The organism is Desulfatiglans parachlorophenolica (genome assembly GCF_055394735.1).
The window spans coordinates 4,999,399-5,022,681 of sequence record NZ_AP042460.1; the positions used below are offsets into that span (position 1 = coordinate 4,999,399).

Below are 23,283 nucleotides of genomic sequence, written 5' to 3' on the forward strand. Positions count from 1 at the left end.
GCTCATATCGGCTGTGGCGGATTCGGCCACGGCATCGATCTTTCCAAACGGGGCACGGCGGTGCTATACTCCGGGAGGTTTTGGAACGATAAAGGGACATCCGGGCGGTTTGGAACCAGTCTTCAATGTGGGGGTGTTTGGATGACGGACATGGAAATGGACTTCACGATTCGGACGCTCGGGGAGGGCATGATCCCTTCCCCTATGACGAACACCCAGTTCGTGAAAGATGATCAGTATGTCGCTTACCACCGGGATGCCCGGGATATCCTGGCCTGCGCCGAAGCCGGTCTCGATCCGCCGCAGTTCGAACTGGCCGGGCCACGGGAGAAAATCTACTTCGATCCGTGGAAGCTCAAGTGCGGGATTGTCACATGCGGGGGGCTTTGTCCGGGGCTGAACGATGTCATCCGCGCCATTGTCCTCGGCCTTTTTTACCATTACGGCGTCCAGACCGTTTTCGGCTTCCGGTACGGCTACGAAGGGCTGAGTTATCGCCACCACCATGTCCCGCTCGAGTTGACACCGGAAGGGGTCAAGGACATTCACAAAATGGGGGGATCGATCCTGGCCTCGTCCCGAGGTCCGCAGGATATCTCCGAGATGGTCGACAACCTCGAGCGGATGAACATCGGGATCCTTTTCACCATCGGGGGGGACGGCACCTTGCGGGGCGGTATGGCCATCGCCGAGGAGATCGAACGAAGGGGGTTGAAGATCGCGGTCATAGGCGTCCCCAAGACCATCGACAACGATATTTCCTACGTGCAGTCTTCTTTTGGATTCGATACGGCCGTCTCCGAGGCGCGGATCGCGATCGATTCGGCCAACACGGAGGCGACAGGCGCCCGGAACGGCATCGGCCTCGTGAAATTGATGGGGCGTGAGTCCGGTTTCATTGCCGCCTGGGCGACGATCGCGAGCAGCGATGTCAACTACTGCCTGGTTCCGGAGGTCCCTTTTACACTGCACGGGTTCCTGCGCTCCCTCGAGGAGCGGATCGAACGGCGCGCCCACGCGGTGATCGTCGTGGGAGAAGGTGCCGGGCAGGACCTCATGCAGGCCACCGGCGAACGGGACGCCTCGGGCAACGTGCGGTTCAACGATATCGGCCCCTTCCTGAAGGAGAAGATCAACGGCCACTTCAGGGGGCTCGGCATCGAGGTGAACCTGAAGTACATCGACCCGAGCTACACCATCCGCAGCCTCCCGGCCAATGCCAGGGACTCCGCCTTCTGCGTTCTGCTGGGACACCACGCGGCCCACGCGGGGATGACGGGCCGCACGAACATGCTCGTCGGCACCTGGAAAGGGGAGTTCACCCATGTGCCGCTTTGCATGGCTACATCCAGCAGAAAGAGGATCAACCCTGACGGTCGCTTTTGGAGCACGGTTCTGTCTTCCACCGGACAACCGAGGGAGATGCTATAGATGAACGACGTCCCGCATGCTGTCTCAGCATTCTCACCGGTTTTACTTCAGCCTATTGTGCTTGGGGTTATGATTCAGCCCCCGATTGCCCGTTTGTTTGCAGTGCGAAAAAGGTCAGGGCCCGGGATATCGCCTCCTCACGGTCTGCAGCGGGGGATCTGCTGACAACCCTTTGCCCTCACCGGACCTCAAAGGTGAAGGCCATATTGTGCATGTACTCGTCACAGGTTTCTTTGTCCGGGTAGGGACTTCTGTGGGAAACAACGATCATCCAGTAACCGGCCTGGTTTACGGAGAACGCAGCCTTTCCTTCGTCGTCGGTGACGGCGGTTACTGGAAAAGAGGGCTTATGGCCTTTGGGGTCCCGGTGAGGGGCGATGTCCTTGGATTCCCCCTGGGAGGTGTATCCCGCGAACGTGGCGTTGACTGTAACCCCCTCTACCGGTTTTCCACGAAACAAGACCTTTAAGTTCAGTTTTTCACCAGGCTTCGTGGTTTTGGGGTTTGAAAGAGGGATGATCTCCAATTCTTGGCCGGTGACCGCGCCGAGGCGCTCGTCATTTTCCCCTGCAATAATGATCGCTTTTGCCTCGATGGAGAAACTCGTGCAGGAAATGGCGTTTTCCACGCCTTTCTTGTCGCTCCACTGCCTTCCTTTGGGCGTCATTGTGAAGATGCCAGGCTTGATTCCTGCGGTTACGAGATAGACGCCTTCCTTTTCGATCTTCAGCTTATAGTGTGTCTCAGATATCATCTCAGGCTCCACCTTGCTGCCATCCGGATCCAGCACATGAATATAGGCTAGGATTCCAGGTTTCATTTCCTGATCCACGCGGCTGACGGGGTAGGTATGCCCCCAGCCCAGGCCGATATCCACCGTTTCCCCTACCTGTGGGTAATGGTTTTCAGGGTTGATCCAAATGTTGTGGGCCAGGGCTTGGGATCCGCCAAACAGAAAAAACCACAACAGTACAAAAACAGACAAGTTTTTGAGCTTCATCACAAACCTCCTTTGTCGATTACGCCGAAATGGATGGTCTTGAAGATCCGCCGGGGATCTCCAAGATGCAATCACACCGTTATGGGCCGTCCTTCAAAGGTTTTGAATCCATCGTCTATGACGGTTCAATTCCACTGATTCGAGATCTCACGGTTCTCCTGTTGGTAGAACAACCGAAAGTCCGGAAAACCTCAACTCGGGCGGGGAGTGGAGCGGTCTAACTTCCCGCGCCCATATCAAGACAATCCCCTATATAGATCATGTACTCAAAAGGCTGATTTTCCATTGCCCCTTGTTTCATTATGTCGCCCAGCCTTTTCCTCGAGACCTTTTCCCTGTCGGTGTAACCGGCGCTGGAAATAATGGCGACGGGCGTATCGGGCGGATAGTGCGCGGATATGATGTCGATGAATTTTTTGAATTCTGTGCGCATGGTGAAGAGGACCATCGTGCCCTGCAGCGGGGCCATTTCCTCTACGGACCAGCCCGAGGCGAGAACGACGGAGTGAAAGCGCTTCTCGTCGGCGATTCCTTGCGCCAGGGCTGCATTGGCAGCGTTGAAGCAGCTCAGGCCGGGTACGACTTCAGTATCCACATCCTTTAACTCCTTGAGGGTCCAGGAGGAGGGGCCGTAAATGAGAGGGTCGCCGCTGTCCAGCATGACAACGGTTTTGCCTTCTGCGACAGCCTTTCGAACCTGTGCGGCAAATTCCGCCTGTTTTTGATGGTACTCTTCACAACTCATTCTCTCCTTCTTTTTTTCCGCTTCGCTTACCTCCGAACAGTTTTGCCCATAAAAGGGAAAGAGCCGGTGAAAACCAAAGATCACTTCCTTTCCCGATAGCTCCTTCTGGAAGCGATCACTGAGTTTTTCCGAGGCGAAGACCAGATCCGCCTTCCGGATGACCTCGAGGGCCCGGAGGGTGGCCAAATCCGAATCGCCGGGACCCGTCCCGACCAGGTAGAATTTGCCGGGCCCCTCTGCCTTTTCGGAAACGGCCCCTCTGTAGGGGGCTTCTTTTACAGCTTTTCCAACATAAACCAAGGAAAGACCCGCGTCTCTCCAAGGGAGTTTCCGCCCCAGGTCTCCGACTGCACCCACAAACACTCCGACCTTTTCCTGTTGGCCTGCATGGTTGACAACCGCCACAGGCGTATCCGGCGGAAACGAGGCCGAAAGCCTTTTCAAAAGATGGTCCATATCTCTGCGCGCGAATATCACCAAGGTCGCCCGATCATACCGGGCTAAGTTTTCGATGGTATCCTTTTGTTTCTCCGCGTTTTTGCAGCGAAATGGCGTTGTGAGAATCACCTCGCCCAACCCTGCCTGGAGGACAGCGTTGGCGGCGTTAAAGGCACTCAGGCCCGGCACGACGCTTGGGTCGAGGTCGGCCAATTCTTGAAGCGTCCAAGCATCCGTTCCATACAGGGTCGGGTCTCCACGGCTCAAAAAGGCCACGTTTTTCCCCACCGCTACAGCCTTGCGGACGATCTCCGCCAATTCCGCCTGTTTGTTCCGATAGGTTTCGCAGGGGATGCCGTTTTCTTTGCGTCGATCCTCAGCGAGGGCGTTGCAGTCAAGCCCGTAGAAATGGCTCAGACCCTCAAAGCCATCCAACACCTGCTTCTTGTTGAAGTCCACAAGGCAGGATAGCTTTTCACGGATGTCAGCACTGCAAAAGACAACATCCGCATTCCGGATAGTTGACAGAGCTCTGGCAGTCAAAAGATCTGCGTCCCCTGGCCCGATACCCACCACGAAAAAAGCGCCTTGGGTCGTTGCCGGTCTTCTTTGCATCTCCGAAGAGGCGGCGCAGGCCATAAAAAGACTACACACACCTGCCAAAACCCATGTCAGTATACTTGATTTTTTCACGATCCTTTTCTCCAGCTTCGCGTTGCAGTTGTGTTGGTTACCGTTGGACGACAATGCCTGACTGCTCCTATTCTCTTCAACAGGTTCGCTCGGACCTTCCTTTCAACGCAATTTCACACCTTCAGAGAAAGACGACCATACAAAAGGCCTAAAACGCCAAAGACGCCATAAATACCGCTGTGAAGGGGCCGCCCGGGTAGTAGCTGGCGCTTCCACCCGTGGTATAGTCAGATGCGCTGATGTAGGAGATATATTCCTTGTTGAACAGGTTGTTGAGATCCAGAGACAATTTGAGAGCCTTTGCAATGGGGATTTTGTCCCATTCGTAAGTGAATCGCAGATCCGCGATTGCATAGGCATCGACTTTTTGAGTGTTCTCCGCATTCGCATAACGCGAACTCATGAATCTCACCATCGGAATGATCTCCAGGTTCTCGAACTTAAACAACAAACCAGCTTTCACAAGGAATTCAGGCGTATCCACCACTTGGTTGTCTTTTATGGTGACGATGCTCCCGTTTGAATCGATGTCTTCATCGTACCGCAACACAGTCCAACTCGGATTGATGAAAAACGTCAAAGGCTTAGCCAGGTAAAAATTCGCACCGACATCGATCCCGTAGCCGCTGGCCTCCGCGGAATTCTGTTGGTAGCTGAGATCTACCCGCGGGTCGTAGACATTGGTGAAGAGGTTTTTGCTCTTGTTGAAGAAAACTGTGGGTGTGATGTCGAACCAGGGAGTATTCCAGCGGACGCCCAAATCAATGGTATCTGTCTCTTCCATTTCATATCCGCTGAAAAGGTCGTTCAGTGTGATGCCCGCGTCAATAAATCGCTGCCGGTAGGTGTTGTAAAGATTGACCAGAGGCATGTATGAATAGGGTCGAATAAAGCTTTTCCCGTAACTTGCATAGGCTTGGAAAGTTTCTGAAAAACTATATCCAATCCCCAGTGTGGGAAGCACGATGTCGTAGACTCTTTCTTCTCGGTCGAGATCGGACGCCCGCACCAGTTCATAGGTTTTAGAATCTGTAACGTACCCTTGGCTGGCACCCTCGTCATATCTGAAATACTTGAGCCCGGCTTGCAGATCGAAGTCTTTATAGTTGCCTGCAATCTTGAAGTAAGGACTGTTGATGTAGGAAGCGCTCGGAGAGGCCCAATTTCCATAGCCCTGCCAGGTAAGTCCGGATGATGTGATGCCATAGTTCTCTGTGAAGATATTCATATCGTTCTTCTCAAAATGATAGCCGAAGGTTGTCGTGAACATTTCGGCATCCCATTTCGCTTCAGCGATCGCGCCCGGACGTTCGATGTCTCGGTTTCTTTTTTGAATGCGCCCGCCGCCCGAAGTGACCCCCTGATAGATCTGCGAGTCTTCGACGCTGTAGTAGGGTTTGATGGTAAAGAGCAAATCCTGAAAATGTTTGATGGTGATGAGACCGAGAACATCGGTGTTCTTATAGGATCCAGTGTTGTACTTGTAATAATAGATGTCTTGGGATTTCTTTCCGATCAAATCCGGGCTGTAGTCGAATTCGTAATTATCTGAAAGGTTCTGAATCTGATTATAGCTGAGAGACCGATACAGATCCTGCTTTAGATCGTTGTAGTTGAACCAAACTTTCATGGCCACATCTTGGCCAAGAGGCTGTGACAATGCCAGATTAGCGTTATTTCTGGGGCCAATCTCACCCGGACCTTTCCATTTGTCGGCTTGGGTATAGGAATAAGACCCCGAAAGTTGTGTATTCAACTTTGGCAGGGATCCTGAATCGATCCTTAGAAAGGTGCGGTTATAGCTGTCTGTACCCACGCCTTGATTAATGACGGCTTCGAATTCCTCCCCGGGCCATTGCGGTTTCAGTTCAATCGCCCCACCCCGGTCTCCGACGCCCGTCCCGAGGTCTCCGGGTACTGCCCCTTTATAGACCGATATCGATTCCAAGTTTTCTGTATCATAGATATAATCGCGGGGGCCGATGGGGTTTCCCCCATAATTGGGTACCCCTTCAACTGTCATGGCACCTAATGAGCCTCGCATCCCTCGGATTCGGGTGGAACTTTGTTCTGCGCTCAGGCCATATGGATCGGCACTCTCCACACTGATGCCGGGAAGGATGTCGATAGCTTTGTACACACTGGTTTTGGCGCTGGTTCCTTGGCTGTCTATGCCCTCTTTGGTCACTTCGGTACCTGTGTAGACCGTGTCATCCAACTGCATGGTGGGGACAAAGAGCTTTTCTCCGGTAACGAGGACTTCTCCAATCTCGATGGTTTTCTCCTCCCCCATGGCTGTTATGGGCACCATAAGGACGAAAATTCCGAGCATGGCGAGCTGAGCCATTTTTTCATAGAATCGCATTTGTTCCTCCGCTGGTTCTTTATTAGGTCAATCGAACCTCAGGGGGAAAAAGGAACAAGTTTCTTGAAATTGGAAAGCGATATGAATTATAACAATCCCCTAAGTCTCCCCAAGAGGCTTGGATGGGGAGGCAGTTTACGGCTTCCGGCAAGAACCGACTGCCTCCTCTGTTTTTATGTTTTTCAGTAGCTTTTCTGCGTCACCTCCTTTGCCCTTTGATCCTTTCCGCCTGAACCGATTCGGCACGGAGACCCTTTGTTGGCGATCGGGTGAGTGACCGAGTCAATGGATTTATGTGGGGAAACACGCAAAAAGCTTCAGGATCTGTGGCCAGATCCCGAATGTTTTCTGCAGTGGATTCTGCAGACAAAAAACTCACATTCATGGCACCATGTTCCGGCAAAAAAAAACCACAAAGGTCACCGATCGCCTTGATCGGAAGCCTTCGTGGCATAATTGGTCGATTTCGAGAATTACAGGGCGCCAAACCCAGGACGAATACTGCGCCCAAGTCTGTTATGTTCGCGGTTCGCAACTGCTGGCTGAGATTACATCCTCTACGGGAACCTCTTCATGAGGATTCCGTAGCCAACAGAACCTGACAGCAAGAGGCCTTATAACCGATTCGCCTTTGAGGGTCAAGGAAAATATGGAAGAAGATGTTGTACTATAGGGTGATTTGACTATTTCTCTCAGTCATTCTGTATAGTTGGCGTTGGTTTTCTAGGTAGTTTCCATCCGGAAATGATTTCCCGGTGCAACCCGGTTTCCAATCCGGAAATGAGGATTTTTTGCCAATATCAAGGAAATCAAGCGTTTGCGCGGAGGCGACCTGGTGGTCGCCGCACAAGCAAACGTGCAGATTGACGCCGAGATTGGCAAAAAAGACCATTTCCGGATGGAAACTAGGTAAGTTGGACGCCGTTTTTTACCCTGGTTAAGTCCCCAGGGACACCTTGCATGATGGGCAAAGACCGGATTTGATGTCCGCAGCTGCCGCGCCCCGGCAAGGTGAGAACGTGAGAGAAGGCGATCCTCTATTCCAGAGCAAGTCCATGCCTGGGGCAAGACGGCAGGGAATTCAAATACACAGTACCCTCGTTTGAGTCAGCGGCAGAAATAGGGAGTGAAGATTTCCCTTCCACGAAGATTCGTTTATGTGTGGATTTGCGTTGAATGCCCTCCTGATGAAATGTTACGTCCGAAGCGCTTTTTTCAGGCTATCCAGACACCCTCGAGATAAGACGTGGTGAAATCCAGCATGATCTTCGGTTGATTGCTCTTCAGGTTCCAGGAGACAAAGGGCACCAGTTGGTCGGTGATGGCATCCTTTTCGAGCCCCAGGCGGTCGGCGATGGTGGCTAGGGCCTGCCTCACGGTGGCGACCAAGACCTGGTCGAGCCGCGATGCGGCGTTGACCGCCTTGAGTTTCGGATTGCTCTGCAGCTCCGCCAGCGCCTCATCCCAGTGAATGGCATCGATCTGGCGGCGGAGGACATAACCGTTGCCGCGGTCCCGGATGATGAAGAGGACCGGATTGGCTTTCAGCCAGGCGCCCTTGATCTTGACATCCTTGAACGAGGCCCCGATCCGTTCGAGCAGTTCGTTTTTCTTCTGAAGCCCCTCGACCTGACGTGCCTGAACCCGTTCGATGATGTAAGGTTCGTTGTCGATCGTCATCTCTTTCAACCGCGTCGGATCGAACCCGAGGTCCATGAGGTCGCCGAGCGTCAGAGGGTCGGTGTAGGATTTGCCCCGCTCCTCGAGCCAGGCCATGAAGCTTGGCCGCCGGTAATTCGGCAGGGTGTCGATGGCGCGGGCCGGGTCCTGCGTCAGATCGGCGGGGAGGCGTGAGAGCAGAGCGAGACGGCCCGCGCAGACGGGGTTTTTATCCACGAGTTCCCGCGGGGCATAGCTCTTGATCTGAAGGTTCGCGATCTCCGGCGCCAGGGTGATCTGCCCGGCGGATTCTCCGCCCGTGTACCCGATCAACGAGCCGATCCGACGTCTGAAAGCGATGAACTTCGTGACAAAGCGGGTGAACATGAAACGCATGTAGACGGATGATTGCCTCGCTTCGATTTCCGTCCCGAAGTAGGTGCACAAAGTCTTGTAAAGAGTTTGAAACTCCTCCAGGGTACGTCGCACCATGACCTCGTTGTCCCGCGCGTCGATGACGGCGCGTTTCCGCTTGAGGTGATAGAGGAGCTTCAAGAGTGCGGGCTTCAGGTCATGCCCCCGGAAGGCCGGCGGGATGAAGACCATGTAATTCGAATCCTTTTCAAGGGCCGTTTCCCCGATGATGTCCGTAACGGGCTGCCAGGCTTGCTTGAGGTAGATATCGTAAGTCGGGTCCTGATTCGGGATGATGTTGTCGAGGATCCCCAAGGCGGATTTCCCGGCCAGGAACGTCCCGAAATGCTCGATAATGCGGTTCCCAAGCCCTTTTCTGCGGAAAGGGGCGGCGACCTCCACATAGACCAGGTAGTAGCAGGGGGCTGGTTTTTTGAGGTAGAGCATGTTGAGACGCCCGAGGATTTCGCCCGTCTCCGCCGTGATCTCGAGCTGATGGAAGGCGTTTTCGGAGTCCCCGGGTCTCTGGCGGCTTATCCGGCTGCCGGCGATGGTGGCATCCACAAGGTCCCAGAGGTCGTTAAAGAGATCGGCCACGATGGGGGCGTCGGGCAGGCCTCGGCGCATGCCTTCGTCGACCAGCGCGACGAGGCTCAGCCGTTCGGAGGCGCTCAGGGTCTTTTCGCCGATGGGCAGGCGGAGCGGGGCGATCTGACGGTGCATTACGGAACTCGAGTCCGCATCGCGCCCGGGTTCGGGAAGCCCCTCATCCGCAGCGGCGCCCGCGCGGCAAGGGGAGGGTCCGGACGCGACGTCCTTCGAGCGTTTGATCATCAGGCGGGAGAGGTCGTACATGACCTTGAAGGGTTGAATGTCCGTCAGGCTGCTCACGAAGCGGGCCTTTTCGAGGGCGATAGCCCCTGCATCCTCCCCTGCGGCGAGGCGGTTCAAAATCTCCGCATGGTATTCTTCGGCCGCCGTGATGGCCTTGGCGATGAATCGGCCGGCTCCGCCGTTCACTACGCCGTTATGGCTCAGGATCACCCGTTTGGCCTCGAGGGTCTCGAGTTTTCGAAGGCTCGCGCAGTACTGCCCCAGGGAAACGAAGTAGTTGGGCCAGAAGATGTCTTTTTCCGGAACATAAAATCCGGCGGCGTCCCCGAGGGCGATGGTCTTTTCCTTTTTCTCGTAAAGCGACATATGGCAGGGGGAATGGCCCGGGGTGGCGATCGCCTCCCAGACGACCCCCTGCCCGAGTTCGATGCTGTCGCCTTCCCGGATGATGAGGTCTGCCTCGAAGCGGAAGTCGCGCGGCGCCGGAGGCATTGCGGATAACTCTGCCTTGGCCTTCAGGAGCTGTGCGATCCCGAGATCCACCAGGATGAATTCCCGCTGTAGTTCGGGAGTACTCAGGATTTCTGCGCCCGGGGCGCTGACGATGAGCTTCAGGTGCGGCCAGATCCGTTTGAGGTAGGGCACGGCCCCGATGTGGTCTGCGTGGGTGTGGGTCAGAAAGATGTATTCTATCCGATTTGGATCGACGCCAAGGCTCAGGATCTGGTCTGCGATGACCGTGGACGTAGGGCCTGTCCCCCCCTCGATGATCATACCGGAGTCTCCCAGGGAAAGGTATACCGGAAAGGCCGGGATGCCGAGTTGGAAGAGATGGGGGGTTACGGCGATGGGGGGATGCTGTTTTGAATGTTCTTCCATAATTTTGGACCTCGATAATGACGATGTAGGGTTCTTCGTGGGCCTCTGACGCCGCTTACGGATTTTTCGGCAAGTTTGCGCCGCGAATGGCCCCAAAAAAAAAGCCGTGGGCACTTGCTGTGCCCACGGCCTGTTGAAACAGAAAGGACCGGTCAACCCATGGGCGCAGTCCACCTCCTAAAATAAAAAAACAGCCCGGATTGACGATCCATTGTATACATGCGTGATCTTCTCTCTATGGTGGCGGATGGCCTTCTTCCAAGCGCTGCTTGGATGCCTCCGCAGGATTCTGACCTTGCAACGGATTTTCTATGGTGTTGTACTGCCTATACGTGAGGTGTCACACTTACCACACCACCGACCTTCGCTCGAATGAGCCAATCAGGCAGATATTCTCCACAAGCGGTATTTGGCAATATGATCATCCAAAACGATTTGCGTTGTCAAGCTTTTTGAAGGAGGCAGGGTCCACATGGCGTGTGGCGACGATATTGCAGTCGATTCCTGCGGGTTTCCGGAGCAGGATATCCCCGATCCGGACCGGCGCGCTCACCCGGATGGAGCGGATTGCCTGCATGACGTCACCGATGCGGTCGAGGGGGATCGAACGGTCCGTCTTTACGCTGACCAGAGGGAAGGCCCCGCCCTCGACGGCGATGCTGCTGGCGATGGTGCGCACGGGGTTGCGGAGCTCCTGCTCCGCCCAGGCGGGGCCCTTGTCGCAGGTTTGTCCGGAGATCTCCTTCACGACGATCTCAGGCGTTTGTTCATAAATTACAGTCAATTCACACCCGTTCGGGCAGATGACGCAGGTCAGCTGTTTTGTCTTCATTCCACCGAAACCTCCAGCTTTTCAGCCTCCAGCAGTTTGTCCGCCTTGACCTTGATCCGGACCATTTCGGCCGGGTGCAGACGCATGAGTTTCTTCCGCGCAACCTGCCGGTCCCCGGCCCGAACCCAGACGGCTCGTTCGCGGGCGGGCTCCGTCACCCGCAGGGAGAGTGTAAAATCCCTCCGACCGCTCACCGCCTGAGGCAGCACATAACGGACACCGGGTCCTGGGTTCAGGGCGATCATCCGGGGCTTGGCAGGGCCGGTATCAGCCTGGAGATAGGCCGCGGCACAGGCACCCGCCAACGCGGCCTCCTCCGAGACCCAGTCCACCAGGTCGTGGACATGCAGGACGTTCCCGCAGGAAAAAACCCCTGGAATGCTCGTCATGAACGTATCGTCTACGGCTGCCCCACCGGTCCGGTCCTCGATTTGCACCTCGGCTTCCCGGGAAAGCTCGTTTTCGGGGATAAGCCCTACCGATAAGAGCAGCGTGTCGCAGGGCACCAGGCGCTCCGTGCCTGGGATGGGGTGGCGCATGGGGTCGATCTCCGCGACTGTTACGCCCGTCAGACGTTCCTTCCCGTGGACCTCGATCACCGAGGTGCCAAGATGCAGCGGGATCCCGTAATCGTTCAGACACTGCTGGATATTCCTGGGAAGACCGCTCGCGTATGGGAGGATCTCGAAGACCGCCTCGACCTTGGCCCCCTCCAGGGTCAACCGCCGGGCCATGATGAGTCCGATGTCGCCCGAACCAAGGATGACGACCTGACGGCCGACCATGATGTTCTGAAGGTTGATCAGGTTCTGGGCGGCCCCCGCCGTGTAGATCCCCGCGGGCCGGGTGCCCGGAAGGGAAATGGCGCCGGCGGTCCTCTCGCGGCAGCCCATCGCCAGGACCACGGCGCCGGCATCGATCTGCGTGAAGCCGTTGCGGGAGCTGGCCTGAAGACGCCGGTTGTTGCCGAGGCCGAGGACGATGGTCTCGAGCATCGCGTCGATGCCCATTGAATGGAATTCGTCGATATAGCGCTGCGCGTATTCGGGGCCGCTCAGGGCCTCGCCGAAGCGGTGCAGGCCGAAGCCGTCATGGATGCATTGATTGAGAATGCCGCCGAGGATCCTGTCCCGTTCGACCAGGAGCACGTCCTTGCAACCGTTCTCCCGTGCGGCGATGGCGGCTGAGAGGCCTGCCGGCCCCCCGCCGATGACGACCAGATCGCGTTTTATCGTTTGCATGAGGTATCGGTTCCTAGCGCACGCGCCCCGAAAAGAGGTGCGAGCCTTTGCTGAACAATAGATAATCTTCCGGCCGGTAGCCGAATTCCTTTTCCAGGATCTGCACGATCCGCGGGAGGCAGAACCCTCCCTGGCAACGCCCCATCATGGCACGTGAACGGTACTTGATACCGGCGATGGTCCGCGCACCCAGGGGGTTCTGGATGGCGTCCAGGACCTCCCGCTTGGTGATTTGCTCGCAGCGGCAGACGACCTCCCCGTAATCCGGGTCCCGGGCGACGAGATCGGCCTTTTCCTCCGCCGGCAGTTCGTGAAAGAGTTCCGTGCGGCCGGGACGCTCGGGCTTGAATGCGGCCTTCTCCTTCAACGGCAACCGCTCCGCCACCATGCCCCGCACCATTTCGGCGATGGCCGGGGATGAGGTGAGTCCGGGACTTTCGATTCCGAGAAGGTTGATGAACCCTGGATAATCGGTGCGGCTCTCGATCACGAAATCGTTGAAGCCCTTGATTTCCGGTGGGGTTTGTTTGGCGCGCAGGCCTGAGAAGTTGCGGATGAAGTCCGCCGTCGAGATGCCGGGGAGGAGTTCATGCCCCTCTTTTTTCAGCTGAGCGATGATATCCGATGTACAGGCGGAGTCGTCCGGCGCATCCACGTATTCGTTGCTGGGGCCTATGAGAATGTTTCCGTCTACGGTGTTGGTGAGGTGGATCCCCAGACCCGCGCTGCCTTTTCGAGGCGCCGGATAAACGAGCACCGAGAGGCTCCCCTGCAGACGCTTGTCCAGGATCAGATATTCGCCCCGGCAGGGGTAGATACGGTACTGCGAGATCCCGAGCAGTGAACAGATGCGGTCGGCGTAGAGGCCTGCGGCGTTGATCAGTACGCGGGCCTTGAAGGAATCGCCTTCCGTGGTCTTTACGGTGAAGCCGTTTGCGTCGTGGCGGATGGCGGCGGCCTCCCGACCGAGGTAAAAATCGACCCCGTTCATCCTGGCATTGTCCGCGAGGGCGATGGTGAGACCGTAAGGGCAGATGATCCCGGTAGTCGGTGAATAAAGGGCCCGGATGCCCCCCACGCCCGGCTGGATCGTCTGCATGGCGCCTGTATCGAGGATCTCGAGGCCGGGGACGCCGTTGGCCTCGCCCTGCTCCTTGAGCGCGAAAAGGGTGCGGACGTCTTCTTCGTCCTGGGCGACGGTGAGCTTGCCGATATACTGGATCTTGACCTTCAGCTCGGCGCACAACCCGCCCATCATGGCGTTGCCCCGCACGTTCAGCCGGGCGCGTAGCGTTCCGGGTTTATAGTGAATGCCCGAATGGAGCACGCCGCTGTTGCGGGAACTTGTGCCCATGCCCACGTCCAGTTCCTTTTCGAGGACCGCGACGCGGATCTCGTAGCGGGACAACTCCCGTGCGATGGCGTTGCCTGCAACACCTGCGCCGATGATCAGGGCGTCATATGTATGTTCCATCATACGATAACGATTCGCTTTCCTTCTAAATGTTCAGGGTGCTTCCCATGCGGAAAAAGGGTGATCGAGCCGGCGGGGCCTCATGCCCCCAAGTCGATACAACCGATCGGCATGCCCGGGTTCCGTAGGCAGGCTCGTCATTCGATTCCACTCGGAAAGGGGTTTCCCTTGTCGTCATTTCCTTCTTTGCCGCAAGGATCACGGCGCCAAGCAGTGAAAATCCTCGTTTCCGGACTGGAAACCCGGTCGTGCTCGATCATCCTTTCCGGGTGGACGCTCGCTCAAGGGTCGCAAACGCAGAAGCGCGGTCCTGATGATCTTCGGACCGCGCTCACCGCTGAAAATCGGTCAGGCTCAGGATTCGATGCCGGCCAGACGTCTGGCGGCATATTTTTTCTCGCTGATATTGGTCTCGCGGAAGATGGTGACCCGATGGGCCTCGGGCGATCCACCGCCGTGGATATCGGAGATGGTGTCGGCGCTTTCGAGGGCCAGCTTTTCCGCCAGGCGGTAAAGCTTGATGCGGTTTTCGACCGGCACGCCGTCGGCGCCCTTCATGTATTTTTTCACCAGCGAACCGATCTCGGGATTCTCGAAATCACGGTCGGATGGCATGTCCGCCACGAAACCACCGCAGACATCGACCATGAGCCGGATCGCCTCGGCCATCTCCTTACCTTCATGGATCTTGGAGGCATTGGCCAGGACCGTGTCGATGAAGTAGGTCCCGGAGGGCTCCTGCTTTCCTTCGTAGGAGGAAGCGAGACAGCAGCCGTATAGGGTTTCGGCCCGATGGATCATGTCGATGACCTTCTGTTTGAGGTGTCCGGCCTTTGTAGTGCCATTATATTCCATCATCGTCAAGGCCGTTCCGATCATGCAGTCGATTTTTCCGGATTTGCAGCCGCCGTGGCTCTGGCGGTGGAAGGAGGAAAAACGGACGACCATCTCGACGGCGAACTCCGTCTCCCCGCACATGAAGACCCGCTCCCAGGGTACGAAGACATCGTTGAATATCAGGGTGGGGCAGTACTTGGAGTAGCGGATGTTGCCGATGTCGCAGCCGTCGAGTTCCCGCATGTCGAGGCTCGAGCGGCCTACTACGTGGATGAGGCCCGGTGCGTCCGCCGGGACGGCGAATGACAGGGCGTAGTCCTCGTCTCCTTTGCGCATGGCGCGGGTCGGCAGCACGATGATTTCGTGCGAGGAAAGGGACCCGGTCTGATGCGCCTTGGCACCGCGGACCACGATGCCGTCATCCCGTCTTTCCACTACGTGGACATACATGTCCTGGTCGTCCTGGTCTTTGGGGCTCTTGGAACGGTCGCCCTTGACGTCCGTTACGCCGGCATTGGCGGTCAGGTCGTTTTTCTGCATGTATTTCAGGAATTCGACGAAGTTGTCGTAGTAGTGCGTGCCGTACTTCTGGTCGATGTCGTAGGTGACGATCGAAAGGGTCGAAAGACAATCGAGCCCCGTGCAGCGCTGGTGACAGGTGCCGACATAGGCCCCCAGCTTGCGGTTCAGTTTGACCCGGGCGACCAGGTCTTCGATGGAAGAAGGCGGCAGGGTGAAGCGGTTCACCGGTTCATCGATGAGAGGGCTCTGGGTGACCGCCAGGTCCTTGTATTCGTCCATCTCGGCGACTTCATAGGTGGCGGCGGTGGCTTCAATCCCAGCCCGCAGGCGGGGGTTGTCCACCACGTTGGTGATTTTCTGCCCGAACATGTAGGCGGTCGGGTTCATCCCGCGCAGAGATTCGATGTATTCTTCCTTTGTTTTCAGACCCATTGTACTTCCTCCTTGGTGAGCTTTGAGAGTGAGTAACGCCGGGGGTGAGTCGGTTTTCCCCTTGAGCGTTGCTTTAATCGATGGGTTTCTTGATTCCCTTTACGCCGCGGCAAAAATCGTGAAAAAACCGATCCCGAAGGGCAAAAAGAAAGCCCGACAGGCTCCTTGAAAAAACGAATAATAAAGACAACCGCTCCCGGATCCTTATGACGACGGCACCTGCGCTCGGATGACCTCTAAATCACAGGTTTGTCCCGCTTTTCCAGGAATTTACGGAATCCGGCGAGGACCTTTTCCTTGGCGCTGGCGATGTGCGCGGAGAGCACTTCCTGCGCCCCTTTTGCATCCCGCGCCAGGATGCAGTCGACCGTCCGCTTGTGCGCCTGGTCGGTCGAATCCGTGGATTCGAAAGGGAAATAGTTGCCGCCGTATTTCAGAAACAGGAGATCGAAGATATTACCGAGGATGCGGATCTGCGTCGGTTTGCGGGAAAGCGACGCGAGGGTCAGGTGAAACTCCCTGTTTTTGAAGAGCCGCTCCTGTATCAGATAAACCTCGTGATCCACGGACCGGTGGGCTTCCAAGGCGGCTCGCAGCTTATCTGCTCCCGCCTTGTCCAGATGCTCTACGACAGCTTGGATCAGGGAAGGTTCGATCAATTCGCGTAATTCGTAGATCTCTTCGATTTCCTCGAGCCTGAAGGGCTCCATGAAGTAGCCACGGTTGGGTTCATGTCGTACAAACCCTTGGAATTCCAGCCATTTCAAGGCCTGTATGACGGGTGTGGGGCTCATCTGGAGCCTTTCAGCCACGTCACCGCAGGCGACCTTCTGACCGGGTACGATCTCTTTATGGTAGAGCATGCGCCGAATGCCTTTGTAGGCAAGTTGGGCATGATCTTCCCGGGTATCGCCCTGTCTTGTGGTCTTGTTGGGTTTCATTTCCTGATTGAAAATCAAATTAAAAACTTGATTAAAAGTTTAATTATAGATACAAGCTCTTTGTCAAGCTTTTTTCTGAAGACCGATGTCGGCGGGGGCGGCGAGATCGACCGCGCGGGCTGTAACCATGAACCTCAGCGCATTCAGGCAAAGGAAAGAATCATGAGACTTTTCGAATACGAAGCTGCGGAGATCTTTGAATCGAAGGGTATCCCCGTCCCACGCAGTGGGGTCGCCGATTCGACCGAGGAGGCCCTGCGTATTGCGGACGGCATCGGGTATCCGGTGATTGTCAAGGCGCAGGTCCTGGTGGGTGGCCGTGGCCTGGCCGGCGGGATCGAGGTCGCTGACTCGCCGGATGAGTTGGAAGAAATTGCAGGCGATATCCTGAGCATGGATGTCAAAGGTCTCGCCGTCCGCAAGATCATGATCGCCGAAAAGGCGGCGGTGGAGAAGGAACTCTACCTGGGGATCACCATCGATGGGTTTTCGGGTCTCCCCGTGATTGTCGCGAGCACGGAAGGCGGCGTCAGGATAGAGGAAGTGGCGCGCAAGTCGCCCGAGAAGGTGGCTTCCATGAAGGTGGACCCACAGTTCGGTTTTTACCCTTATCAGGCGAGGACCCTTTTGCGCGGTCTGGGACTCTCGCAGCGTCTGCTCGTCTCGTGCGCGGATGTGATCGTTCAGCTCTACAAGATTTTCACGCAGCTCGAGGCCGTTATCGTCGAGATCAACCCCCTTGTGGTGCTGGCAAACGGCGGGGTTCTGGCAGTCGATGCCGTTCTCGAGGTTGACAACTCAGCCCTTTCGCGGATCCGGCGCTATTCCCTTCCGAACCTCATCGGCCGCATCGAGAACGCACTCGAGCGCAAAGGCAAAGAGATCGGCGTAACGTATGTCGACCTCGAGGGCGATATCGGTCTGATCTCCTCGGGAGCAGGGCTCGGGATGGCCACGATGGATATCATCGGCGAGCGTTTGAGTCCGGCCAATTTTCTCGAGACCGGTGGGGGGATCACCGACAAACTTCTCTACAACTGTATGGAACTGCTGATGATGAAGGAGGGGCTGCGCGGGATTCTCATCAACATATACGGCGGGATCAATCCGATTCATGAAGGAGCCAAAGGGGTTGTGCGTTATATCCAGGAGAAGGGGGTCACCCTGCCGATCGTGGCCAAAGCGCTCGGCAACCATCAGGAGGAGACCTGGGAGATCTTCCGCTCGGCGGGGGTGCACGTGGTGACGGACCCCGCTTCCGAGGCGGCGGTGGAGCGGCTGTACGAGCTGGTGGGCCCCGGAAACTGATGGATGGATCCAGCCCTGATGCAAGGCTGCGGCCGGTGCAGAGCATGGCATGCGTGGGGCTCCTGCGCCGCTGATTCTTGCAGACGGATATGCGGCCGGATGAAGGAGGCCCCCGTGCAACGCGGTCTGTGTTCTATCAGAGCCATCGATTTGCAGGAACGGTTCTATTGCCATTCAGAGGTATTCCATTTTATTTGAAGAGGTAGAATCTATGAGTATTTTGCTTGACGACAACACCCGGGTGATCGTCCAGGGGATTACCGGCAAGATCGGGCGGGTGCAGACCCATTGGATGCTCGAATACGGCACCGCGGTGGTGGGTGGTGTTACCCCGGGAAAAGGCGGCACCACAGTGGAGGGGCTGCCCGTATTCGACAGTGTGGCGGAGGCCGTCGAGAGCACCGGCGCCAATGCCTCCGTTTTTTTCGTTCCCGCCGCGTTCGTGCTGGATGCCTTTTACGAGACCGTCGATGCGGGTGTGGAGTTCATTGTGGTCGTTCCAGAGCATGTGCCGGTGCATGACGTCATGAAGATGCGGGCCTACGCCCGGGAAAAAGGGTCCTTCGCGCTGGGGCCGACGACCCCGGGCATCCTCGTGCCGGGCAAAGGCAAGATGGGCATCATGCCCGCCTCTCTTTTCTCGTCCGGTAGGGTGGGGATCATCTCCCGCAGCGGTACCCTCTCCTATGAGTTTGCCGGGATTCTTTCCCGTGAGCAGGTCGGCCAGAGCACTGTCGTCGGTATGGGGGCGGATCCGGTCGCATTGACCAATCTGCCCGATATCCTGAAGCTTTTTCAGGAAGATGCCGAAACGGACGGCGTCATCATCGTGGGAGAGGTCGGCGGGGAGCAGGAGGAAAGAGCGGCGGAGTATATCGCCGGCCATATGACCAAACCTGTCGCGGCTTATATCGCCGGCCGGTTTTCCCCCCAAGGCAAACGGATGGGGCATGCGGGGGCTATTGTCCGGGGCTCGGCCGGAACCGTTCAGGGCAAGACGGAAAGCCTGAAGGCGGCCGGGGTGACGGTCCTGAAAAGCCCCATCGAAGTGGGCCAATGGGCGGTCGACCATGAGCTGAGGTGACGTCTGTCGTCAAGACGGTTTGTAAAAGTCTATCGGCGGTAACCTGCACGTCCGTCTGCGCGGACGGCAGGAATCCTTTCAAGTCAATGGTCTAAATGGATCCCCGAGTGCCGGATCTACAAAGTCAAAAAGGTCTCTCTTCCTGCGGCCCGAAGGGACCTTAGGCGGCGCTTGACAAAACTATCCCGGGTCTTTAATCTCCCAAATAGTCTCCATCCGGAAATGGTCTTTTTTGCCAATCTCGGCGTCAATCTGCACGTTTGCTTGTGCGGCGACCACCAGGTCGCCTCCGCGCAAATGCTTGATTTCCTTGATATTGACCAAACCGGGACCCGCCGCGTAGCGGTGGGACTGAGCACCCGAAGGGTGTGAAGAAAAATCCTCATTTCCGGATTGGAAACTGAGTTGTACCGGGAAATCATTTCCGGATGGACACCAAATAGCGTTTAACGGGTTGTCTGTCTCGTTTTTTGGGGCGGTTCTTCTTCTACGAATCTCCGTCTTTCCTTCCCGCCCCGATCCTTGACCATGTATGGGCGTGAGAATCAGACCAGTGATGCCTGCAGATCAGTCTATTCCCGGTTCGAGGTGCGGGTCTTCCGGTGCGGGGACCCGTGGCCGGGCTGGTCGGCTGAAAAGGCCGCCGCTGAAGGCAGAGCGGGTCAAATACGGGTTTTCCAGAACGTAAAGGAGCGGACAAGATGATTCAAGGGACATTGGTCATGCTGGGTTTGGGCACCATGTGCGGCCTCCTCCTGAGCCTGGCTTCACGGATCTTTCATGTCGATCAGGACCCCAGGATAGAGTTGGTGGAAGAATGCCTGGCGGGGGCCAACTGCGGGGGCTGCGGGTATGCCGGGTGTACGGCTGCGGCTGTGGCGATCGTAGCGGGCGAGGCTCCACCCAGTGCCTGCATCGTGGGAGGGCCGGAGTCCGCCCGAAAGGTAGCGGCCATCATGGGGCTCGACGCGGGGCTGGCGGAGGCGGCACGCGCGCTTAATTTCTGCACCGGCGGAGATCGTGCGGACAACAAGTTCCTTTATATCGGGATTAACACCTGCCATGGAGAGGCGATGCTCTATGGTGGGAAGCGCCTGTGCGAAATTGGGTGCCTCGGGCAAGGCGACTGCGTAAGGGCCTGCCAGTTCGGGGCCCTGAGCATGGGGCCGGAAGGCCTGCCCGTTGTGGACGAAGCGAAATGCGTGGGGTGTGGTGCCTGCCAGAGGATCTGCCCCAAGGGCATCATCCGGGTCAAGACTATGTCGGAGCGCCTGCTCCATTTCAACCGGTCGGATGAATGCCTTGCACCGTGCCGGCAGACCTGCCCGGCGGAGATCAATATCTCGAAATATATCCATCAAATCCGTGAAGGCGATTACGAGGGCGCCGTCAACACCATCCGCGAGCGTAATCCGCTGCTGCTTGCCTGCGGACGGGTGTGCCCCCATCCCTGTGAGACACGTTGTCGGAGGGGTATCGAGGACGAGCCGGTTTCCATCAACCAGTTGAAGCGGTTTGTGGCCGACTACGAGATGCATTCCGGGAAACGCCTGCCCATCACCAAGGCGCCGCCGACGAACCGCCGCATCGCGGTGATCGGCGGCGGGCCGGCGGGTCTGAGCTGTGCCTATTTCCTGGCCCGCCTCGGACACGAGGTGACGATCTTCGAGGCGATGCGGAAGTTGGGGGGAATGCTGCGCTACGGCATCCCCGAATACCGCCTCCCGAAAAAGGTGCTCGATTGGGAAATCGAGGGGATTGTCAACCTTGGGATCGAGGTTCGCACCAATGTGACTTTCGGGCTGGATTTCAACCTGGCTTCCCTGGTGGCTGTTGGTTATGACGCCGTATTTATGGGGATCGGGGCCTGGAAGGACTCCAGACTGAGGGTCGAGGGAGAGGATCTCAGCGGATGCTACACGGGGATCGATTTCCTGAGCCGGATGGCGGGAGCGGTGCCCGTGGCGATCGGTGAGACGGCGGCGGTCATCGGCGGCGGGAATACGGCCATTGACTGTGCCCGCACTCTGGTGAGGAAAGGAGCCAAGAAAGTCTATCTCGTGTACCGGCGTACACGCAAGGAGATGCCGGCCAACGAAATTGAAATCGAGGCTGCCGATCACGAGGGGATCGAGATGCTTTTTCTCTGTGCCCCGGTCAGGGTGGTGGGGGACGAGAACGGGAAAGTGACGCATCTCGAGTATTTGAAGATGGAACTTGGGGAGCCCGATGCCAGCGGGAGGCGAAGGCCTGTCCCTGTAGAAGGGTCTGAGACCCTTCTAAAAACGGATATGGTGATCACGGCCATCGGCCAGGCGCCTGACATCGGGTTCAAGGACAAAACCGAGGACCGCCTGGCGCAGCTCAAGACCACGCGCTGGAGCACGATCGAGGGGAACCCTTACACCACGCAGACGAGCATTCCTTATATCTTCGCAGCGGGAGACGCCGCAACGGGACCCTCGCTTGTAGTGGAGGCCATCGGGGGCGGGCGGAGGGCCGCGCGTTCGATTCACCAGTATGTCATGGGGGAGGAGGTGCACGCTGACCAGCAGGAGCTGGGTCGAAAAATGATCGACAAATCCATTTTCGAACAGGTGCCGGGTGTCGAGCACAAACCCCGTTGTACAATGGAAGAACTGCCGGTGGACATGCGTGTTCAATCCTTTGTGGAAGTGGACCAGGTGCTGACCGAAGAGGCTGCGCGTATGGAAAGCGAACGATGCCTCGATTGCGGTTTGCTTTGCTACAACGTCGATAGGGTTGATCCGGATGCCAAAGGCGCTGGTTCCGCATAGATGGTTTGGACTGTTTGATCCGTGCCGGGACTTGGGCATGGCCTCATCGATCCCGAAGCGAGACGGTTTGGGTCCATCAATACCGGTTGGTGGGGTGAGGGTTGGTGAGAAAGGATTTCGAACGTGAGGGGTTGACGATGCCGAGTGTCGATTTTTTGGGGAAAGTCGATTTATTGAAGGGCCTTGAGGAGCCTCAGCTGTTGCTCATCCAGGGGTGTTGCCAGCGGAAGTCCTACACGTTGGGTGAAAGACTTTTCAAGGAAGACGAGACTGCGGACAGGATCTGGATAGTGGAACAAGGCCAGGTGGGGCTTTTTTTTAACCTCCCCGGCCGCAAACGCTCAGATGAAAACCTTGTGGTGTCCATTTCGGCTGGTGAGTCGCTGGGCTGGTCCGGTTTCATGCCGCCTTACAGGTACAGCCTGTCCGCATACTGCAACTCGAAACGCTGCGACGTGTTGATGCTTGCGAAGGACGACTTGACCAGGTTCTCAGAGCAGGACTATCGGCTGGGATATACGGTGATGTCGAATCTAGCAGCCGTGGTGAGCAGGCGTTTTGACCAATTGCAGGAATGGGGGGCTGTTCTGCCGCTCACCCCTGTTTGACCCTTTCCCCGGAGATGTTTACAGGGTTTTGTAATGGCCAGACGCACGGTGCCACATCCGTAGTCGAGAAATCGGGCAGCGTTGCACCCCGTCCCTCTTATTCCGGTACTTTCGGGTGCAAGGGATGAATGAGCTTCTGTGTTTTTTCGGGTCGGGATCTGACAGCGTGGGGTGCTCAAGACAAATGTTTCCCGGGAGCAGGAGGTTTAGATGGTCAGCCTTGATTTTTTGGAGGAGATAGAGGTCTTCAGGGGGTTGGATGACGACCGGCTTGCGGCCTTGCGGACGTGCTGCGAGGAGGCTGAATTCAAAAGGGGAGACGAACTGTTCGGTATCGGGACCGATGCGGAGTACCTGTGGGCGGTGGAAAAGGGCGAGGTGACCCTGATGGGGGAATCGTCGAAAACAGCCGGTTCCACAGAATTTCCGCTTTCATCACTGATGACGAGCATGGTCTTTGGCTGGTCGAGTATGGTCCCACCCTATCGGCATATGCATTCGGCGTTTTGTGTCAGCAGGGCCTGCAGAGCAATCAAGATCCAAAGCGCCTGCCTTTCACGTTTGTTCGAGGGGGATCCGGAAATGGGCTACCGCGTCATGATGAGGCTTCTGAGGGCTATCGGCAGGCGATTCCATTCACTGCAGGAGGAACTCGTAAGGCGCCGGGGACAGGATATTCTGAACCAGTGGTGAGGGTATTTTGGATGCTCAGGGCTTTTGTGAAAATTTTAGAAACCCGTAATGCACC

At 56.8% G+C, this 23,283-nt stretch carries 17 protein-coding genes; 7 read left to right on the forward strand and 10 right to left on the reverse strand.

Annotated features, from left to right (window positions below; all coding sequences use genetic code 11):
- Positions 1-141 precede the first annotated feature (141 nt).
- The gene (locus ACZ500_RS23105; RefSeq protein WP_464229774.1) at positions 142-1,431 is read left to right on the forward strand and encodes an ATP-dependent 6-phosphofructokinase; all 1,290 of its coding nucleotides are present in this window, start codon (positions 142-144) and stop codon (positions 1,429-1,431) included.
- A 178-nt stretch (positions 1,432-1,609) separates the two neighbouring features.
- On the opposite strand, the gene ACZ500_RS23110 is transcribed toward ACZ500_RS23105, so the two are convergent.
- The 10 genes from ACZ500_RS23110 to ACZ500_RS23155 all read right to left on the reverse strand — a co-directional run bounded on the left by ACZ500_RS23110 (position 1,610) and on the right by ACZ500_RS23155 (position 16,737).
- The gene (locus tag ACZ500_RS23110) at positions 1,610-2,431 is read right to left on the reverse strand and encodes a DUF4198 domain-containing protein (RefSeq protein WP_464229775.1); all 822 of its coding nucleotides are present in this window, start codon (positions 2,429-2,431) and stop codon (positions 1,610-1,612) included.
- Between the two features lie 217 nt (positions 2,432-2,648).
- Complete coding sequence (locus tag ACZ500_RS23115) at positions 2,649-4,157, reverse strand: SAM-dependent methyltransferase (protein ID WP_464229776.1); 1,509 nt, start codon at positions 4,155-4,157, stop codon at positions 2,649-2,651.
- A gap of 298 nt (positions 4,158-4,455) precedes the next feature.
- On the reverse strand, positions 4,456-6,672 hold the full coding sequence (locus ACZ500_RS23120; RefSeq protein ID WP_464229778.1) for a TonB-dependent receptor: 2,217 nt from the start codon (positions 6,670-6,672) through the stop codon (positions 4,456-4,458).
- A gap of 667 nt (positions 6,673-7,339) precedes the next feature.
- Positions 7,340-7,564 (reverse strand): hypothetical protein, encoded by a 225-nt coding sequence (locus tag ACZ500_RS23125; RefSeq protein ID WP_464229779.1) that lies wholly within the window; start codon positions 7,562-7,564, stop codon positions 7,340-7,342.
- A 323-nt stretch (positions 7,565-7,887) separates the two neighbouring features.
- Positions 7,888-10,458, reverse strand: coding sequence for an MBL fold metallo-hydrolase (locus tag ACZ500_RS23130; protein WP_464229780.1), 2,571 nt, complete (start codon positions 10,456-10,458; stop codon positions 7,888-7,890).
- Positions 10,459-10,879: 421 nt separating this feature from the next.
- On the reverse strand, positions 10,880-11,290 hold the full coding sequence (locus ACZ500_RS23135) for a DUF1667 domain-containing protein (RefSeq protein WP_464229781.1): 411 nt from the start codon (positions 11,288-11,290) through the stop codon (positions 10,880-10,882).
- Positions 11,287-12,531: an NAD(P)/FAD-dependent oxidoreductase gene (locus tag ACZ500_RS23140; protein ID WP_464229782.1), complete on the reverse strand. Its 1,245-nt coding sequence runs from the start codon at positions 12,529-12,531 to the stop codon at positions 11,287-11,289. The genes ACZ500_RS23135 and ACZ500_RS23140 overlap by 4 nt, the downstream gene beginning before the upstream one ends.
- A gap of 13 nt (positions 12,532-12,544) precedes the next feature.
- Entirely contained in the window at positions 12,545-14,005 is a 1,461-nt protein-coding gene (locus tag ACZ500_RS23145) for an FAD-dependent oxidoreductase (RefSeq protein ID WP_464233110.1), read from the reverse strand.
- A gap of 354 nt (positions 14,006-14,359) precedes the next feature.
- Positions 14,360-15,796 carry a 4-hydroxyphenylacetate 3-hydroxylase family protein gene (locus ACZ500_RS23150; protein WP_464229783.1) on the reverse strand — a complete coding sequence of 479 codons (1,437 nt, stop codon included), beginning with the start codon at positions 15,794-15,796 and terminating at the stop codon, positions 14,360-14,362.
- A 236-nt stretch (positions 15,797-16,032) separates the two neighbouring features.
- Positions 16,033-16,737, reverse strand: a complete 705-nt coding sequence (locus ACZ500_RS23155; RefSeq protein WP_464229784.1) for a GntR family transcriptional regulator — start codon at positions 16,735-16,737, stop codon at positions 16,033-16,035.
- A 162-nt stretch (positions 16,738-16,899) separates the two neighbouring features.
- Here ACZ500_RS23155 and ACZ500_RS23160 point away from each other — a divergent pair, with 162 nt between their 5' ends.
- From ACZ500_RS23160 to ACZ500_RS23185, 6 genes are all read left to right on the forward strand, one after another.
- Positions 16,900-18,045: a succinate--CoA ligase subunit beta gene (locus ACZ500_RS23160; RefSeq protein ID WP_464229785.1), complete on the forward strand. Its 1,146-nt coding sequence runs from the start codon at positions 16,900-16,902 to the stop codon at positions 18,043-18,045.
- Between the two features lie 211 nt (positions 18,046-18,256).
- Complete coding sequence (gene sucD / locus ACZ500_RS23165) at positions 18,257-19,129, forward strand: succinate--CoA ligase subunit alpha (protein ID WP_464229786.1); 873 nt, start codon at positions 18,257-18,259, stop codon at positions 19,127-19,129.
- Between the two features lie 222 nt (positions 19,130-19,351).
- Complete coding sequence (locus ACZ500_RS23170) at positions 19,352-19,501, forward strand: hypothetical protein (protein WP_464229787.1); 150 nt, start codon at positions 19,352-19,354, stop codon at positions 19,499-19,501.
- Between the two features lie 329 nt (positions 19,502-19,830).
- Positions 19,831-21,927: an FAD-dependent oxidoreductase gene (locus ACZ500_RS23175; protein WP_464229788.1), complete on the forward strand. Its 2,097-nt coding sequence runs from the start codon at positions 19,831-19,833 to the stop codon at positions 21,925-21,927.
- 104 nt (positions 21,928-22,031) lie between these two features.
- Positions 22,032-22,535: a cyclic nucleotide-binding domain-containing protein gene (locus ACZ500_RS23180; RefSeq protein WP_464229789.1), complete on the forward strand. Its 504-nt coding sequence runs from the start codon at positions 22,032-22,034 to the stop codon at positions 22,533-22,535.
- A gap of 210 nt (positions 22,536-22,745) precedes the next feature.
- On the forward strand, positions 22,746-23,228 hold the full coding sequence (locus ACZ500_RS23185; protein WP_464229790.1) for a Crp/Fnr family transcriptional regulator: 483 nt from the start codon (positions 22,746-22,748) through the stop codon (positions 23,226-23,228).
- Positions 23,229-23,283 lie beyond the last annotated feature (55 nt).